Source organism: Kribbella solani, assembly GCF_014205295.1.
Taxonomy (GTDB): Bacteria; Actinomycetota; Actinomycetes; order Propionibacteriales; family Kribbellaceae; genus Kribbella; species Kribbella solani.
Map to the genome: position 1 here is coordinate 2,213,674 of NZ_JACHNF010000001.1, position 16,578 is coordinate 2,230,251.

Here is a 16,578-nt window from a genome sequence, read left to right on the forward strand (position 1 = left end):
GCGCGCTGTTCTTTGTTCGAATGTGTGGAATTTGCTTGAGTTGGTATCGGCTCGTGATCAGCCGAAGATCTCCCCCGCGGCCGCCTTCCGGACCAGCGCGGCCGGCGGCTCGAAGCGCGTCCCGTACGCCGCTGCCAGCGCACGCGCCCGGTCGGCAAAAGCGGCCGGGCCGTACGCGTTCACGTACTGCAACGCGCCACCGTGCAGCGGCGGGAAGCCGATGCCGAAGATCGAGCCGATGTTCGCGTCCGGCACGGACCGCAGCACGCCTTCGTCCAGGCACTTCACGGTCTCCAGCGCCATCGCGAACAGGAACCGCTCCTGCAGGTCCACGAGCGGAATCGCACCTGCACCCGCCGCCGGCTCGCGCTGGCCGAAGTGCTCCCACAAGCCGGGCCACAACCGCTTCGGGCCTTCGGCCGGGTAGTCGTAGAAGCCGGCGCCGGCCGCTTTCCCCCGCCGGTCGAATTCGTTGACCAGCCGGTCCGTAACAGCCATTCCCGGATGGTCGTCGAAGGCGCCCGCGCTGTCCCCGGCCGCCCGGGCCGCGGCACGGATCTTCTGCGGCAGCGTCAGCGTGACCTCGTCCAGCATCGCCAGCGGCGGCGCCGGGAACCCGGCCTGGGTGGCGGCCCGCTCGATCATGACCGGGTCGACCCCCTCGGCGACCATCGCGGCGCCTTCCATCACCAGCGTGCCGAACACCCGCGAGGTGAAGAATCCGCGGCTGTCGTTCACCACGATCGGCGTCTTCCGGATCTGCCGGACGACGTCGTACGCCTGCGCGATCGCCCGATCGGACGTCTTCGCGCCGACGATCAGCTCGACCAGCGGCATCCGATCCACCGGCGAGAAGAAATGCATCCCGACGAAGTCGTCGGGCCGGTCGATCCCGTCCGCGAGCGAGGTGATCGGCAGCGTGGACGTGTTCGAGCAGAGCAGCGCGTCCGGCTCGACCACGCCGGCGATCTCGGCGAACACCTTCTGCTTCAGCCCGGTGTCCTCGAACACCGCCTCGATGACCAGATCGCAGCCGGCCAGATCGTTCGGATCGCCGGTCGGCGTGATCCGGCTGAGGAAGGTTTCCACGTCCGCGGGAGTCGTACGCCCCTTCGCGACCTGCTTCGCCAGCAGTTTCTCGGAGTACTCCTTGCCGCGCGCGGCCGCCTCCAGCGAAACATCCTTGAGTACGACATCGATGCCCGCCTTGGCGCAGACGTACGCGATCCCGGCGCCCATCATCCCCGCGCCAAGGACACCGACCTTGCGGGCACGATAGGAGGGTACGCCGTCCGGTCGCGACCCGCCCGCGTTGATCGACTGCAGGTCGAAGAAGAACGCCTGGATCATGTTCTTGGCGATCTGTCCGGTGGCGAGCGAGACGAAGTACCGGGACTCGATCCGGGACGCGGTCCCGAAGTCCACCTGGCTGCCCTCGACCGCCGCGCTCATGATCGCGCGCGGTGCCGGGTACGGGGCGCCCTTGAGCTGTTTGCGCAGGTTCGCCGGGAAGGCGGGCAGGAAGGCGGCCAGCTTCGGCGAGGACGGCGTGCCGCCGGGGATCTTGTAGCCGTCGCGGTCCCACGGCTGCTTGGCGTCACCTTTGTACGTCGTGATCCAGCGGCGGGCCGCATCCAGCAGCTCGGCCGCCGGTACCACCTCGTCGATGATTCCGACCGACAGCGCCTGCGCCGGCTTCATCCGCTGGCCCTGCAGCAGCACCTTCATCAGCGCGTCCTGCAAACCGAGCATCCGGACCGTACGCGTCACTCCCCCGCCGCCGGGCAGCAGACCGAGCGTCACCTCGGGTACGCCGAGCTCGATGCGGTTGTCATCGGCAACGATCCGGTGGTGACAGGCGAGTGCGATCTCCAGGCCGCCACCCAGTGCCGACCCGTTGATCGCGGCAACGACCGGTACGCCGAGCGTTTCCAGCGTACGCAGTTGCCGCTTCACCTCTTCGATCATCCCGAACGCCTCGGCGGCGTCCGCCGGCTGGATCCGGGACAGCTGCCGCAGGTCGCCACCGGCGAAGAAGGTCTTCTTCGCGCTGGTCACGATCACGCCCTTGAGCAGCGCCTTCTCGGCCACCAGGCGTTCCACGATCGACCCCATCGCGGCGACGTACGCGTCGTTCATCGTGTTCGCCGACGCGCCGGGGTCGTTCAGCGTCAGGGTGACCACACCGGCGTCGTTCTTCCACTCGATCATGCCGCCAGCCTCTCGATGATGGTCGCGACGCCCATCCCGCCGCCGACGCACAGGGTCGCCAGGCCGTACCGGAGTTCGCGGCGCTCCAGCTCGTCCAGCAGCGTGCCGATCAGCATCGCGCCGGTGGCGCCGAGCGGGTGGCCGAGCGCGATCGCGCCGCCGTTCACGTTCACTTTCTCGTGCGGTACGCCGAGGTCCTTCATGAAGTGCATGACCGCGGCCGCGAACGCCTCGTTCATCTCGAACAGGTCGATGTCAGAGACGTCCAGACCGGCACGCGCCAGCGCCTTCCGCGCGGCCGGCGCCGGGCCGGTCAGCATGATCGTCGGGTCCGCCCCACTGACACCGGTCGCGACCACTCGGCCGCGCGGCGCCTGCCCGAGTGCCGCACCCGCCTGCTCGTTGCCGACAGCAACCAGAGCGGCGCCGTCGACGATGCCGGAGGAGTTGCCCGCGTGGTGTACGTGGTCGATGCGCTCGACGGTCAGGTACTTCTCCAGAGCGACCGAGTCGAACCCGCCGTGTTCACCGATCGCGGCGAACGACAGCGGCAACCCGGCCAGCGTCTCCACCGACGTACCCGGCCGGACCAGCTGGTCGTGGTCGAGGATCCGTAACCCGTTGCGGTCCACGACCGGTACGACGGAGCGCGTGAAGTAGCCGTTCGCCCAGGCCTTGGCGGCGCGGGCGTGCGACTCGGCCGCGTACGCGTCGACGTCGGTCCGGGTGAATCCGTCCAGGGTGGCGATCAGGTCCGCGCTGATGCCCTGCGGGACGAAGCCGGTCGCGAGCGCGGTCTCCGGGTCCATCGCCCAGGCGCCGCCGTCGGATCCCATCTTCACCCGCGACATCGACTCGACGCCGCCGGCCAGGATGAAGTCCTCCCAGCCGGACCGGACCCGCTGCGCTGCCTGGTTGACCGCTTCCAGGCCGGACGCGCAGAACCGGTTCAGCTGCACGCCGCCGGTGGTCTCCGGGTAGCCGGCCATCAGGACCGCGGTGCGCGCGATGTCCATGCCCTGGTCGCCGATCGGGGTGACCACGCCGAGTACGACGTCGTCGATCGCGGCCGGATCAAGCTCGGGATGCCGGGCCCGCAGCTCCTGCAACAGCCCGGTGATCAACTGGATCGGCTTGACCTCGTGCAACGCGCCGGCGGCTTTCCCTTTCCCGCGCGGCGTCCGGATCGCGTCGTACAAGAACGCTTCACTGGTCATGTAGCTGATTGTGACAGTAGAGCTGTCATGATGGTCAAGGACGGATCGTTATGATCTCCGCCATGTCGGATGCTCCGGGGGACGCGACGCTGACGGTGGACGAGTTGTCGGTGCGGGTCGGGATGACCGTACGGACCTTGCGCTTCTATGCCGGGCGCGGGTTGATCCCGCCGCCGATCAGGCGCGGGCGGGTCGGGTACTACGGCCCGGAGCACATCGCCCGGCTCGACCTGGTCCGTGAGCTGCAGGCGCATGGCTTCACCCTGCAGGCAATCGAGGGGTACCTGGAACGCATCCCCACCGACGCGACCCCGCAGGACATCGCGCTGCACCGGACGCTGCTCACCCCGTGGATGCGCGATCTCCCCGAAACCCTCGACCGGACCGCGCTGGTACGCCGCACCGGCCGCGACCTGACCGACGACGACATCGAGATGCTGGTCGCGCTCGGCGTGGTCGAACCGACGCCCGACGAGGACGTGTTCCGGGTCGCGACCGCGCACCTGAGCCTCGGCGTCGAACTGCTCGACCTGGACCTCCCGGTCGAGGCCGTCCAGGACGCCGGCCGTATCTTCACCGACCACGGCCGCGCGATCGCCGAGGAACTGACCGAGGTCTTCCGCACCAAGGTCTGGCCGCACTACCGCGACTCCGGCGGCCCACCCGAACACATCCAGCAACTCGTCCAGCGCTTCAAACCGGTCACCATCCAGGGCCTGGTCCTGGCCTACGAACGCGCCGTCGGCGAAACGCAGCGCGACACCATCCGCCGTACCAGGAACAAGCCCCGCTGACCGTCACACCCCGAGCGTGCGCCCCACGATTTCCTTCATGATCTCCGTGGTGCCGCCGTAGATGGTCTGGATTCGGGTGTCCAGGTACGCCTTGGCGATCGGGTACTCGGTCATGAAGCCGTAGCCGCCGTGGAGCTGGAGGCAGCGGTCGACGACCTTCTGCTGCAGTTCGGTGGTCCACCATTTCGCCATCGCGGCCTCGGCGACGGTGAGCGTACCGGCGTTCAGCTCCTGGATGCAGCGGTCGACGAAGACCCGGGCGATCTGGGTCTCGGTGGCGAGCTCGGCCAGTACGAAGCGGCTGTTCTGGAAGGACCCGATCGGGCGGCCGAACGCCTTCCGGTCCTTCACGTACGCGAGGGTGTCGGCGAGGACGTTCTCGCAGGCAGCGGCCGCGACCACCGCGATGGTCAGGCGCTCCTGCGGCAGCTTCTCCATCAGATAGCCGAAGCCTTTCCCCTCCTCGCCGAGCCGGTTCGCCACCGGCACCCGGACGTTGTCGAAGAACAGTTCGGCGGTGTCCTGCGCCTTCAGCCCGATCTTGTCCAGGTTCCGGCCGCGTTCGAAGCCGGGCATGCCGCGCTCGACCACGATCAGCGAGATCCCCTGCGCGCCGGCGTCCGGGTCGGTCTTGGCCACCACGACGACCAGGTCCGCGAGGATGCCGTTCGAGATGAACGTCTTCTGCCCGTTCAGTACGTAGTGGTCGCCGTCGCGCCGCGCGGTGGTCTGGATGCCCTGCAGGTCACTGCCCGCGCCGGGCTCGGTCATCGCGATCGCGGTGATCGTCTCCCCCGAACAGAATTCCGGCAGCCAGCGCGCCTTCTGCTCGTCGTTCGCATAGTCCAGCAGGTACGCCGAGTTGATGTCGGTGTGGATGGTGAAACCGACCCCACTCGCGCGGACCCGGGTCAGCTCCTCGATCAGTACCGTGTTGAACCGGAAGTCACGGGCGCCGCCACCGCCGTACTGCTCCGGCATCATGAAGCCGAGCAGACCCGCGGCGCCCGCCGCCGTCCACAGCTCGCGCGGGACGATGCCGGCCTCCTCCCAGCCGTCGTGGTGCGGCACGATCTCCTTCTCGCAGAACGCGCGGACGGACTCCCGGAAGGCATCATGATCGGCGTCGAAAAGCTGACGTTCCACGGGCGGATTCCTTTCAGAGGGTGTTTCCCAAAGACCCTTTCAGTTCTGGACGGCTGCGCCGGAGTCCAGCAGTGCGTCGAGGTTGGTGATACCCCAGTCGGCCAAGGCCTCGCGGGTGTGTTCGCCCGGGCGCGCCGGCGGCCGGTCCAGGCTGGTCGGCGTACGGTCGAACCGTGGCGCGGGCGCGGCCTGCCGGACGCCGCGATGCTCGACAAAGGTGCCGCGGGCAACGAGATGTGGATGCTCGCCGGCAAGGGGCAGCACCGGCGCGACGCAGGCGTCCGATCCGTCGAACAGCGCGGTCCACTCGGCCTGCGTACGCTGCCGGAACGTTTCCGTCAGCGCCTTCCGCAGCTCGGGCCACTGCGCCGGGTCATTGCGATCCGGCAGGTCGATCCCGAGTTTCTCCACCAGCTCGGCGTAGAACTGCGGTTCGAGCGCACCGACCGCGACGTGCTTGCCGTCGGCGGTTTCGTACACGTCGTAGAACGGCGCGCCCGTGTCCAGCAGGTTCGTCCCGCGCTCCTGGCGCCACGAACCGGCCGTCAGCGCGCCGAGCAGCATCGTGGTCAAGTGCGCCGAGCCGTCCACGATCGCCGCGTCCACGACCTGCCCGCGCCCACTGGTTCGCGCCTCGTGCAGCGCGGCGAGTACGCCGATGACCAGGTACAGCGAACCGCCCGCGAAGTCGCCGAGCAGGTTCGCCGGCACCTGCGGTGGGCCACCGGCGCGGCCGATCAGGTGCAGGGCGCCGGAGATCGCGAGGTAGTCGATGTCATGCCCGGCCGACTGCGCGAGCGGGCCGTCCTGACCCCATCCGGTCATCCGCCCGTAGATGAGCCGCGGGTTCAGGGCGTGACAGTCCTCCGGACCGAGTCCGAGTCGCTCCGCCACGCCTGGGCGGAATCCCTCGACCAGTACGTCGGCCTGCGCGACGAGGCTGCGTACGACCCCGACCGCCGCGGGCTGTTTCAGGTCCAGCGCGACGCTCCGGCGACCGCGGTTCAGCAGGTCCAGCTCCGGCGGGCCGAGCGACACGTTGCCGCCGGGACGGTCGATCCGCAGCACCTCGGCGCCGAGCTCGGCCAGCATCATGCAGGCGAACGGCGCCGGACCGATCCCGGCCAGCTCGACCACCTTCACGCCCTCGAGTGGACCCATGCCGGCTATTGTGACAGTTCCACTGTCAAAGTCGTCAAGTGGTCTTACGCACCCCGGCCAACGCCGTCAGCGGGACGAGCACCATCAGCCCCAGCACGATCGCAAGCGCGATCGACCAACCCCGCTGACCGCCCTCCAGATGACCGAGATGGAAGAACAGGTGCGGTCCGGCATAGCACCAGTCATGCGGGTGGTCCGGCGTCGCGTCCGGCGGCCACCGCGCGATCGTCCTACCGCTCGCGGAACGCCTCCGCTGCCCGCTGGATCGTCGCGTAGTACTCGCTCCAGCCCGCCGCGTCGAGCATATCGGCGTCCTTGCCGCCCTGCCCGTCGATCAGCTCCCGGAGGATGTCCGCGTGCCCGGCGTGATGTGCCGTCTCGTCCACCACCCGCACGAGCAGCGCACCGAACGTCGTACGCCGCTTCTCCTCCGCCCAGTGCGGAACCTCAGCCGGATGATCCAGCTCGAACTCGGCAATCGACTGATCGCCGCGCGCACACGCATCGCGGTACAACCCAGTCAGATACTCGGTCGACTCACTCGGCTTCGCCCACATGTCGGCGCCCTCCCAGACCGACCCGTCCGCCTCCCACGGCAGTATCTCGGCCGGCGGCCGACCAACGCTCGTGCCGAGATACACGTACTCGACCCCGGTCAGGTGCTTCACCAGCCCGAGCAGATTGGTCCCGGACGGCACGAGCGGGCGGCGGCGGTCGTACTCGCTGAGGCCGTCGAGCTTCGCGAGCATCAGCGCGCGCGTACTTTGGAGGTATTCCTGCAGCACGTTCTTCACGGGGCTCCTGGGGGTACGAAGGGCGCGGTGGGTGCGCCGTGTTCTATCAGCCGCAGCAGGGCCGCGGTGTCGGCGTGTTCTTCGATCAGGTCGGCCAGCCGGTCCAGCCGGTCCTCGCGCAGCGCGGTGAACGAGACGGTGCCGTCGGGCGCGGGTTTGCCGGTCAGAGCAGCCACCTCGGTCAGAAACGTGTGCCGGGCGGTGTCGTCGTCCAGCAACCCGTGCCAGATCGTGCCCCAGATGTTGCCGCGCCGGCACCCACCCGGGAACTCGTCGGCATCACCAACGACCTCGACCACCCCGTGATGGATCTCGTACGCGGTCGGCGCCGGCCGGGCCAGCGTCTTCTCCGGACGAAACACTGTTGTCACCGGCAACAAATCCAGCCCGGGATGATCGCCACCGGTCTCCACCCCGTCCGGATCGGAGACCAGCGAGCCGAGCGCCTGGTACCCACCGCAGATCCCCAGCACCGGAGCACCCCGCTGCGCGCGAGCGACCAGCGCGTCGGCCAGCCCGTGCGTACGCAACCACTCCAGATCCGACACCGTCGCCCGCGAGCCGGGCAGCACGACGAGGTCCGCGTCGCGTACTTCGGCCGCGCTGGTCGTGAAGAACACGCTGTTCGTCGGCTCGACCGCCAGCGCGTCCAGGTCGGTGAAGTTGCTGATCCGCGGGAACCGCACCACCGCGATCGTCAACAGGTCGGTCGGCGCGGTCCGGCGTACCGGGATGTCGAGCGCGTCCTCGGAGTCGAGCCAAAGATCGGGCAACCAGGGCAGCACGCCGTACGTCGGCCGCCGGGTGACAGTACCGAGCATGTCGATCCCGGGCTGCAGCAACGACACGTCACCACGGAACTTGTTCACCAGGAACCCGCTGACCAACGCCTGATCCGCGGCGTCGAGCAGCGCGACCGTGCCGAACATCGACGCGAACACTCCCCCGCGATCGATGTCACCGACAACCACCACCGGCGCGCGGGTGTGTTGCGCGAGCCCCATGTTCACGTAGTCGGACTGCCGCAGGTTGATCTCGGTCGGACTGCCCGCGCCTTCGCTGATCACCACGTCGTACCTGGACGCGAGCTCGTCGTACGCCGCGAACGCCGCCTTCGCCAGCTCCGCCCGTTCGGTCAGGAACCCACGCGCGGACAACTCGCCCCACGGCTGCCCCATCAGCACGACATGGCTGCGCCGATCACTGCCCGGTTTGAGCAGCACCGGATTCATCGCGGCCTCGGGTTCGGCCCGCGCGGCCACCGCCTGAATCCACTGCGCCCGCCCGATCTCGGTACCGTCCGCGCACACCATCGAGTTGTTCGACATGTTCTGCGCCTTGTACGGCGCCACCCGCACGCCCTGCCGAGCCAACCACCGGCACAACCCGGTGACAACCGTCGTCTTCCCGGCATCCGACGTCGTACCGGCAATCAGCAGCGAACCCACCCGGTCATCTTAGGGTTCCGGACGGGGAAGACGCGGTGCCGGACCTGCCGTCGGTGATCGTGGTTACAGTGGCGGGCATGGAGAACGAGATCGTCGTGGTGGACGCCAAGGAGCACAGCCGGTACGAGGCGCGGGACGCCGGCGGGCAGCTGATGGGATTTGTCGACTACCACCTGCACCCGGGCCTGATCACCTTCGTGCATGCCGAGACGCTGCCTGAGTTCCGCGGTCGCGGCGTGGCCGGGCGGATCGCGACCAAGTCGCTCGACGACGCGCGGGCGGCTGGTCTCCAGGTGAAGCCGGCCTGCCCGTTCTACCAGAGCTTCGTCGCGGAGCACACCGAGTACGCCGACCTGGTCAAGGACGCCCGATGACGGCGCCGGTGCTGGGCAAGCCCGAGTGGAAACCGGCCGCCGACGTACCGGAGCTGCTGGCCGCGCCGGTGCGGGACGCGCTCGGCGACCGCGCGGCGTACGCGACCCCGATCGATGCCGAGCTGGCCGACACGGCGGCGTTCTGCGCGGAGTACGACGTGCCGATGGCCGCCTCGGCGAACTGTGTGATCGTGCTCGGCAAGCGCGCCGGCGAGGAGTCGTACGCGGCCGTGATGGTGCTGGCGACCGACCGGGCCGACGTGAACGGCGTGATCCGCAAACATCTCGGCGTCCGGAAGATCTCCTTCACCGCACAGGACGACGCGGTCGGGCGGACCGGCATGGAGTACGGCGGGATCACCCCGATCGGCCTGCCGGCGGACTGGCCGGTGCTGGTCGACGAGGCGGTCGTGGCGGCCGGTCCGGTGGTGATCGGCAGCGGTATCCGCGGCTCGAAGCTACTGATCGACGGCGCCGACCTGGCGAAACTGCCGACCGCGACGGTCCTCGACCTGGCCCAGCACTGACCGGCACCGACCAGCACTGAGCTGTCTCCGGCCCACCGCCGGAGTGCCGATCGACGGGTAGCCGTGGACAGGCGGTAGCATCGCGGGCTGAAATGGGTAGATGACCGGGTGCGGGTCGAATGAGTGAGCAGGTGACGGTGAGCGGCGGTGGAGGCGACGGTGGGCCGACCGCGCTCCGGATCATGCTCGGTGGGCAGCTGCGGCGGATGCGTGAAGCCGCCGGGATCAGCCGTGCCGACGCGGGCTGGCAGATCCGCGCCTCGGAGTCGAAGGTCAGCCGGATGGAGCTCGGCCGGGTCGGCTTCAAGGAGCGCGACGTCAGCGACCTGCTCGAGCTGTACGGGATGGACGACGAGGACGAAGCCGCCCGGCTGATGGAGCTGGCCCGGGCCGCGAACAACCCGGGCTGGTGGTCCAGGTACGGCGACGTGATGCCGACCTGGTTCGCGAACTACGTCGGTCTCGAGGTCGCCGCGTCACTGATCCGTACGTACGAGGTGATGTTCGTCCCCGGCCTGCTGCAGACCGAGGAGTACGCCCGCGCGGTCGTGCAGCACGGCAAGTCGTTCCTGCCGCACAAAGAGGTCGCCCAGCGGGTCGAGCTGCGGGTGACCCGGCAGCAGATCCTCACCCGGCCGAACCCGGCCCGGCTCTGGGTGGTCATCGACGAGTCGGTACTGCACCGCCCGGTCGGCGGCGCGGCCGTGATGCGGTCCCAGATCGAGCACCTGATGATGTGGGCCGAGCAGCCGAACATCAGCCTGCAGGTGATGCCGTTCAGCAGCGTCGGCTACCCCGGCGCGGGCGGCGCGTTCAGTCTGCTCCGGTTCGCCGACGGCGATCTGCCGGACATCGTGTACATCGAGCACGCGGCCAGCGCGCTGTACCTGGACAAGCTGGAAGAAGTCGACGAGTACGTCGCGATCATGGAGGGCCTGACGATCGCGGCCACCCCGGTGTCGCAGACCGAGAGCCTGCTGAAAGAGGCCCTCGGCCGGTTGTAGCAGCCCGGTTGCAGCTCAGGCCGCCTCTCAGGCCACCTTGAGGTCCACGGCGATGTTGCCGCGGGTGGCGTTCGAGTACGGGCAGACCTCGTGCGCCGCGGCGACGAGCTGCTCCGCGACCGCGCGGTCCAGGCCGGGCAGGCTGACCACCAGGGCGACCTGCAGTCCGTACCCGGCGCCGCCGTTGATCGGGCCGATGCCCACCTCGGCGGTGACGGTCGACGCGTCGACATCGTGGCGGGCCTTGCGGGCCACCACCTTCAGCGCGCTGTGGAAGCAGGCCGCGTACCCGGCCGCGAACAGCTGCTCGGGGTTGGTGCCGTTGCCGCTGCCACCCATTTCCGCGGGCGGCGCGACGACGACGTCGAGCTTGCCGTCGTCGGTGGCGACCTTCCCGTCCCGGCCGCCGTCAGCGGTTGCACGAGCGGTGTAAAGAACCTTCTCGACAGCGATTGTCATATGGCTTCTCCTAGCGAGTGGGGTCGAGCAGGAGCTTGCCCACCGTACGGCGGGCGCGCATGTCCTCGTGGGCGGTCGCGACGTCGGACAGGCCGTACTCGCCGCCGACGATCGCCCGGAGCTTGCCCGCGGCGGTCAGGCCGAACAGCTCGGCGAGCGGATCGCCGAGCAGCCGCGGGTCCTGGAAGCAGTCGGCCAGCCAGAAGCCGGCGATGGTCTTGGAGCCCTTCATCAGCCGGCTCGAGTCGATCGGCGCGGCGGCCTGCCGCGACGCGGCGCCGAAGGTGACCAGCCGACCGAAGCGCCCCAGCGCGTCGAACGACTCGTCGAAGGTCGGTCCACCGACCATTTCCAGCACGATGTCGACCGGCCGGCCGTCGTTCGCCGCCAGGATGCGGTCCTTCAAACCTTCCGGCGTACCGTCGATGGCCGCGTCGGCGCCCAGCTCCCGCACCTGCCGGCGCTTCTCCTCGGTCGACGCGGTCGCGATCACGCGGCCGGCGCCCCAAAGCTTGGCGAGCTGGACCGCGAGCGAACCGACTCCCCCGGCACCGGCATGCACCAGGACGGACTCGCCCGGCTGCAGGTGGGTGGAGGTCTTCAGCAGGTGCCACGCCGTGGTCCCTTGCAAAACCAGCGCGAGTGCCTGGCCGTCGGTGACGCCCTCCGGCACCTCCCAGGCGTACGCCGATTGTGCGACCGCCTTTTCGGCGTACCCGCCGGAACCCACCAGCGCGACCACGCGGCGGCCGTCTTCGGTCCGGCCGACGACCTCGCCGCCCGGGATCAGCGGCAGCTGGGTGGCGGAAAGGTAGCTGTTCTCCACCTGGTGTGTGTCCGCGTAGTTGATGCCCGCGCGGTCGACCGTGATCAGGACCTGCCCGTCGCCGGCCACCGGCTCCGGGACCTCGCTGACCTTGAGGACCTCCGGCCCGCCGAACTCAGTGATCTGAATGGCTCGCATACACCGTACTATACACTGTACGTTACGAACGTAGAAGGGAGCTGGGTCACATGGCGCGGACGCCGCGGAACACCTTGAGCGCCGACCTGATCGTGCGTACGGCGCTGGAGCTGATGGAGGCGAAGGGCGCCGGCGCGTTCAGCCTGCGCGGGGTCGCGGCCGAGCTCGAGGTCGGCCCGATGGCCCTCTACACGTACTTCCGGAACAAGGACGACCTGTACGACGCGGTCCGGAACCACCTGATGTCGCTGCTGCCGCCGGTACCGCCCGAGGTGCCGTGGCCGGACCAGGTGCGAGCGGTGTGCCGGTCGCTGCGGCTGCTGATGCTCCAGCATCCTTGCCTGGTGCAACTGCTCGGCGGGCGGCCGTTGAGCGGGCACGAGACGGCGCGCGTCGCCGAAGGGCTGCTCGGCGTACTGCGGGCAGCCGGCTTCGCTCCGGAAGCAGCCGCCCGGACGCACACGACCCTGTTCACGTACGTGCTCGGGTCGGCGTCGTGGGAGATCCAGATGGCCGCCGAGCGGCGCGATCCGGAGGCCTGGCGGCGGCTGCGGGTGTCGATCGAGTCGCTGTCGGCACGCGAGTTCCCGGCCGTGGTCGAGCTGGCGCCGGAGCTGGCCCGGACCACCGGCGGCGACGAGCAGTTCGACTACGGGCTGGACCTGCTGCTGTCCGGGCTGCAGGCCAGGACAGCCTGACTCAGAAGAGCATCGTGACGATGGCGAGGATGCCGATGCAGACGATCAGCGCGCGGAGCGCGACGGGTGGCAGCCGACGGCCGTAGCGGGCGCCGATAAAACCGCCGATGGTGGAACCGACCGCGATCAGTACGGCGGCGAGCCAGTCGATCTCGTGCACGATCACGAACAGGATCGCCGCGACCGTGTTCACGACGGTGGCGAGGACGTTCTTCAGACCGTTCATCCGTTGCAGGTTGGAGTCCAGGCCGAGGCCCAGGATCGCCATCAGCAGTACGCCCTGGGCGGCGCCGAAGTACCCGCCGTACACGCCGGTGGCGAAGACCGCGGGGATCACCCACCAGGCGCCGCGATGCTGATGCGACGGCGCGCTGACCCAGCGCTTCAGCCACGGCTGGAACGCGACCAGGAGGCAGCCGAGCAGGATCAGCACCGGGACGACCGCATGGAACGCCGAGTCCGGCAGGGTGAGCAACAGCACTCCCCCGACGATGCCGCCGGCCAGTGACGCCGGGACGAGCCGCACCATCCGGCCGCGCTGCCCTTCGAGCTCACGGCGGTAGCCGATCGCGCCGGCCGCCGTACCGGGAGCGAGACCGACGGTGTTGCTGACGTTCGCGAGCACGGGCGGGACACCGACGGCGAGCAGCGCCGGGAAGGTGAGCAGCGTGCCCGATCCCACCACGGCGTTGATCGTCCCCGCGCCCATCCCCGCCACCAGAATGAACGCCGCCTCGAACCATGTCATCGCTGACCGACTCTACGCACCCAACCCCGCCCCCGCAGAACCCGTCCAACCGCCGAACACCACAACCTCGCCACCCCACCCCCACCCCTCCCCAAACCGGTTCGGGGAGCAAAGTCACCCGGACCGGGGAGTCCTGCTACCCGTTTCGGGTAGGTGGGATTCCCCGAACCGGTTTGGGGAGCGGGGTGGTTCAGCGCTGGGGTGGGTTGACGGACGGGGGTTCGGGAGCCGAGGGCTCCTGGGACGGGATGCTCGGCGTGGCCGGGGGCACCGCGGCGCGGTTGTTGCCGACGGCGGCTGATTCGGCGGCGGCGATTGCCTCGCGGACCGCGTTGTCGGCCTCGGCCACGGCGGCACCACCCGCACCCTCGCCGGCCGCGGCCGCGTCGAGCTCCGGCACCTCGCCGTCGCTCAGCTCCGGCGCCTTCCAGTCACCCTGCGCCTGCTGCGTGATGCCGGCCACCTGGCCGACCGCGCTGCCCAGACCCTTCAGCGCGTCACCGATCTCGCTCGGCACGATCCACAGCTTGTTCGCGTCACCCTGGGCGATCGACGGCAGCATCTGCAGGTACTGGTACGCGAGCAGACCCTGATCCGGCTTGCCGGCGTGGATCGCGTTGAAGACCGTGGTGATTGCCTGCGCCTCACCCTGCGCCTTCAGGATCCGCGCCTGCCGCTCGGCCTCGGCGCGCAGGATGCGGGACTGCTTGTCACCTTCGGCGGTCAGGATCGCGGACTGCTTCTGGCCCTCGGCGGAAAGCACGGCCGACTGCCGCATACCTTCCGCGGTCAGGATCGCGGCGCGCTTGTCCCGGTCGGCGCGCATCTGCTTCTCCATCGAGTCCTGGATCGACGGCGGCGGGTCGATCGACCGGAGCTCGACCCGGTTCACCCGGATCCCCCACTTGCCGGTCGCCTCGTCCAGTACGTAGCGGAGCTTCTCGTTGATCTCCTCACGGGAGGTCAGCGTCTGCTCCAGGTCCATGCCACCGATGATGTTCCGCAGCGTGGTCATGGTCAGCTGCTCGATCGCCTGGATGTAGTTCGAGATCTCGTACGTCGCGCGGACCGGGTCGTTCACCTGGAAGTAGATGACCGAGTCGATCGACACCATCAGGTTGTCCTCGGTGATGACGCCCTGAGGTGGGAACGCGACCACCTGCTCACGCATGTCGATGGTGTAGCGGACCTTGTCGACGAACGGGGTCAACAGGTTCAGGCCCGGCTGCAAACCGGTCTTGAACTTGCCGAACCGTTCGACGATCCCGACGGTCTGCTGCTGCACCACCCGGACGGACTTGATCAGTGTGACGATCACCAGTAAGGCGACCAGCGCCAGCACTATGAGGAACGCGGTCACTTCGACCCTCCACTCGGCAGAACCCGCAAGACACGGACAGTCTTTCCTATCGACGGGCCATCCGCCGCACCGGTTCCCCGCGCGCCGGATACCGATCCCGCAACTACTCCGGTCCCGCTTCCGACAGTACTGCGACCCGACCGCAGGACAACGGCCGGCCAGATCGGGGCCGGATCCAGGGTCCGGCCGCGGTCAGCCCTGCGGCGGGTCGGTCGGATTCGGCTGTGGCGGGTCGGTGCTCTCCAGTTGCCGGTCCAGCGGCTCGGCCACCGGGTACACGACCGCGGTCGCGCCGTCGATCGACATCACCTCGACGCGGGTACCCGGCGCGATCGTCGACACGTCGTCGTACGGCCGGGCCGTCCACAGCTCACCGCCGAGCCGGATCGAACCACCGCCGTCCGGGTGGATCTCCTTCACGACCGTGCCGGACCGGCCGATGACGTGCGCCGAGCCGGTCTTGAGCTCCTGCCCGTGATGGATCTTCCGGACGATCATCGGCCGGATCGCGGCCAGCATCGCGGCGGCGGTCACCAGCCCGACCACGATCTGCAACCAGAGCAGCCCCGGGAAGAACGCCGCCACCCCGGCCGCGGTGAGCGCGCCGGCGGCCAGCATCAGCAGCGTGAAGTCGAGCGACGCAAGCTCGGCCAGACCAAGCGCGGCGGCGACGATCAGCCACCCGGCCCACATGTTCTCCCGCAGCCAGTCCATCATCACCCAAGCCTATCCACCCCAAGGCCATCCCGCCCCACCACGCCGCCGCACCCCGCCCACCAACACCGGTGGATATCCACTGCTGTGGCGCCTTCTCCACCGTTACACCAGTGGAGAACTCACTAGCCGAGTGGATATCCACTCGTGTTGCCAGGCAGGTCAGAAGGCTCGGGCGGTGTAGCGGGAGTCCTGGTGGTGGAGGGTGAGGGCCAGGTCGAAGGTTTCGCTGAGGGTTTCGGCGGTCAGGGCCTGGTCGATCGGGCCGGCCGACACCAGGCGGCCTTGCTTGAGCAGCAGGGCGTGGGTGAAGCCGGGTGGGATTTCCTCGACATGATGGGTGACCAGGACCATCGCGGGCGCGCCGGCGGCGGTGGCGATCGAGCTGAGCGAGCGGACCAGCTGCTCGCGGCCGGTCAGGTCGAGGCCGGCGGCGGGCTCGTCCATCAGCATCAGCTCGGGGTCGGTCATCAGCGCGCGGGCGATCTGTACGCGCTTGCGCTCCCCCTCGGACAGCGTGCCGAACGTACGGTCCGCGAGGTGCGCGATCCCCAGCTCCGAAAGCAACGCGGTCGCCCGCTCGTGGTCGAGTTCGTCGTACTCCTCGATCCACCGGCCGAGCACCGCGTACGAGGCGGAGACGACCACATCGGACACGCGCTCGCTCTTCGGCAGCCGGTCCGCGAGCGCGGCGCTGGTGAGTCCGATCCGGGGGCGCAGCTCGAACACGTCGACGGTGCCGAGTACGTCACCGAGCAGGCCGACGACGCCGGCGGTCGGATGCATCTGCGCGGCCAGGATCTGCAGCAGCGTGGTCTTGCCGGCGCCGTTCGGGCCGATCACCACCCAGCGGTCGGCCTCGTCGATGGTCCAGTCGATCCCGTCGAGCAGACGCGCGTCCCCACGTACGACCGACACCCCGGCCAGCTCCACCACTGCAGTCATGCACAAAACCTAAG

Annotated in this window: 17 protein-coding genes; 5 read left to right on the forward strand and 12 right to left on the reverse strand. The window is 69.1% G+C overall.

Translation table 11 applies throughout. The features are described 5' to 3' along the window. Positions 1 to 57: 57 nt before the first annotated feature. Positions 58 to 2,211: a 3-hydroxyacyl-CoA dehydrogenase NAD-binding domain-containing protein gene (locus tag HDA44_RS09910; RefSeq protein WP_184833155.1), complete on the reverse strand. Its 2,154-nt coding sequence runs from the start codon at positions 2,209 to 2,211 to the stop codon at positions 58 to 60. Next, on the reverse strand, positions 2,208 to 3,428 hold the full coding sequence (locus HDA44_RS09915) for an acetyl-CoA C-acetyltransferase (RefSeq protein WP_184833156.1): 1,221 nt from the start codon (positions 3,426 to 3,428) through the stop codon (positions 2,208 to 2,210). The genes HDA44_RS09910 and HDA44_RS09915 overlap by 4 nt, the downstream gene beginning before the upstream one ends. A gap of 62 nt (positions 3,429 to 3,490) precedes the next feature. On the opposite strand from HDA44_RS09915, the gene HDA44_RS09920 reads away from it, so the two are divergent. Then, a complete protein-coding gene (locus tag HDA44_RS09920; RefSeq protein WP_238352402.1) occupies positions 3,491 to 4,222 on the forward strand; it encodes a MerR family transcriptional regulator in 732 nt (243 codons plus the stop codon). A gap of 3 nt (positions 4,223 to 4,225) precedes the next feature. Here HDA44_RS09920 and HDA44_RS09925 read toward each other — a convergent pair whose 3' ends face one another. The 4 genes from HDA44_RS09925 to HDA44_RS09940 form a co-directional block, all read right to left on the reverse strand. After that, positions 4,226 to 5,368: an acyl-CoA dehydrogenase family protein gene (locus HDA44_RS09925; protein WP_184833160.1), complete on the reverse strand. Its 1,143-nt coding sequence runs from the start codon at positions 5,366 to 5,368 to the stop codon at positions 4,226 to 4,228. Positions 5,369 to 5,407: 39 nt separating this feature from the next. Then, positions 5,408 to 6,529: a CaiB/BaiF CoA transferase family protein gene (locus HDA44_RS09930; RefSeq protein ID WP_184833162.1), complete on the reverse strand. Its 1,122-nt coding sequence runs from the start codon at positions 6,527 to 6,529 to the stop codon at positions 5,408 to 5,410. 230 nt (positions 6,530 to 6,759) lie between these two features. Beyond that, positions 6,760 to 7,323, reverse strand: a complete 564-nt coding sequence (locus tag HDA44_RS09935) for a DinB family protein (RefSeq protein ID WP_337905797.1) — start codon at positions 7,321 to 7,323, stop codon at positions 6,760 to 6,762. Then, on the reverse strand, positions 7,320 to 8,771 hold the full coding sequence (locus HDA44_RS09940) for a cobyric acid synthase (protein ID WP_184833164.1): 1,452 nt from the start codon (positions 8,769 to 8,771) through the stop codon (positions 7,320 to 7,322). Before HDA44_RS09940 ends, HDA44_RS09935 begins: the two co-directional genes overlap by 4 nt. 77 nt (positions 8,772 to 8,848) lie before the next feature. Between HDA44_RS09940 and HDA44_RS09945 the strand changes: the two genes are divergently transcribed. From HDA44_RS09945 to HDA44_RS09955, 3 genes are all read left to right on the forward strand, one after another. Continuing rightward, positions 8,849 to 9,145 (forward strand): GNAT family N-acetyltransferase, encoded by a 297-nt coding sequence (locus tag HDA44_RS09945; protein ID WP_184833166.1) that lies wholly within the window; start codon positions 8,849 to 8,851, stop codon positions 9,143 to 9,145. Then, positions 9,142 to 9,672: a YbaK/EbsC family protein gene (locus HDA44_RS09950; protein ID WP_184833168.1), complete on the forward strand. Its 531-nt coding sequence runs from the start codon at positions 9,142 to 9,144 to the stop codon at positions 9,670 to 9,672. Before HDA44_RS09945 ends, HDA44_RS09950 begins: the two co-directional genes overlap by 4 nt. A gap of 119 nt (positions 9,673 to 9,791) precedes the next feature. Beyond that, positions 9,792 to 10,676, forward strand: coding sequence for a helix-turn-helix domain-containing protein (locus HDA44_RS09955; RefSeq protein ID WP_408954237.1), 885 nt, complete (start codon positions 9,792 to 9,794; stop codon positions 10,674 to 10,676). Positions 10,677 to 10,703: 27 nt separating this feature from the next. On the opposite strand, the gene HDA44_RS09960 is transcribed toward HDA44_RS09955, so the two are convergent. Then, complete coding sequence (locus HDA44_RS09960; protein ID WP_184833169.1) at positions 10,704 to 11,135, reverse strand: organic hydroperoxide resistance protein; 432 nt, start codon at positions 11,133 to 11,135, stop codon at positions 10,704 to 10,706. Between the two features lie 10 nt (positions 11,136 to 11,145). Continuing rightward, complete coding sequence (locus tag HDA44_RS09965) at positions 11,146 to 12,099, reverse strand: quinone oxidoreductase family protein (RefSeq protein WP_184833170.1); 954 nt, start codon at positions 12,097 to 12,099, stop codon at positions 11,146 to 11,148. A gap of 50 nt (positions 12,100 to 12,149) precedes the next feature. On the opposite strand from HDA44_RS09965, the gene HDA44_RS09970 reads away from it, so the two are divergent. Next, the gene (locus tag HDA44_RS09970; protein WP_184833171.1) at positions 12,150 to 12,797 is read left to right on the forward strand and encodes a TetR/AcrR family transcriptional regulator; all 648 of its coding nucleotides are present in this window, start codon (positions 12,150 to 12,152) and stop codon (positions 12,795 to 12,797) included. A gap of 1 nt (position 12,798) precedes the next feature. Here the strand turns inward: HDA44_RS09970 and HDA44_RS09975 are convergent, their stop codons facing one another. From HDA44_RS09975 to HDA44_RS09990, 4 genes are all read right to left on the reverse strand, one after another. Continuing rightward, positions 12,799 to 13,545, reverse strand: coding sequence for a sulfite exporter TauE/SafE family protein (locus HDA44_RS09975; protein WP_184833172.1), 747 nt, complete (start codon positions 13,543 to 13,545; stop codon positions 12,799 to 12,801). A 190-nt stretch (positions 13,546 to 13,735) separates the two neighbouring features. Continuing rightward, positions 13,736 to 14,905, reverse strand: a complete 1,170-nt coding sequence (locus HDA44_RS09980; protein WP_184833173.1) for an SPFH domain-containing protein — start codon at positions 14,903 to 14,905, stop codon at positions 13,736 to 13,738. A gap of 192 nt (positions 14,906 to 15,097) precedes the next feature. After that, complete coding sequence (locus HDA44_RS09985; protein ID WP_184833174.1) at positions 15,098 to 15,622, reverse strand: NfeD family protein; 525 nt, start codon at positions 15,620 to 15,622, stop codon at positions 15,098 to 15,100. A gap of 159 nt (positions 15,623 to 15,781) precedes the next feature. Further along, positions 15,782 to 16,564 carry an ABC transporter ATP-binding protein gene (locus HDA44_RS09990; protein WP_184833175.1) on the reverse strand — a complete coding sequence of 261 codons (783 nt, stop codon included), beginning with the start codon at positions 16,562 to 16,564 and terminating at the stop codon, positions 15,782 to 15,784. Between the last annotated feature and the right edge of the window lie 14 nt (positions 16,565 to 16,578).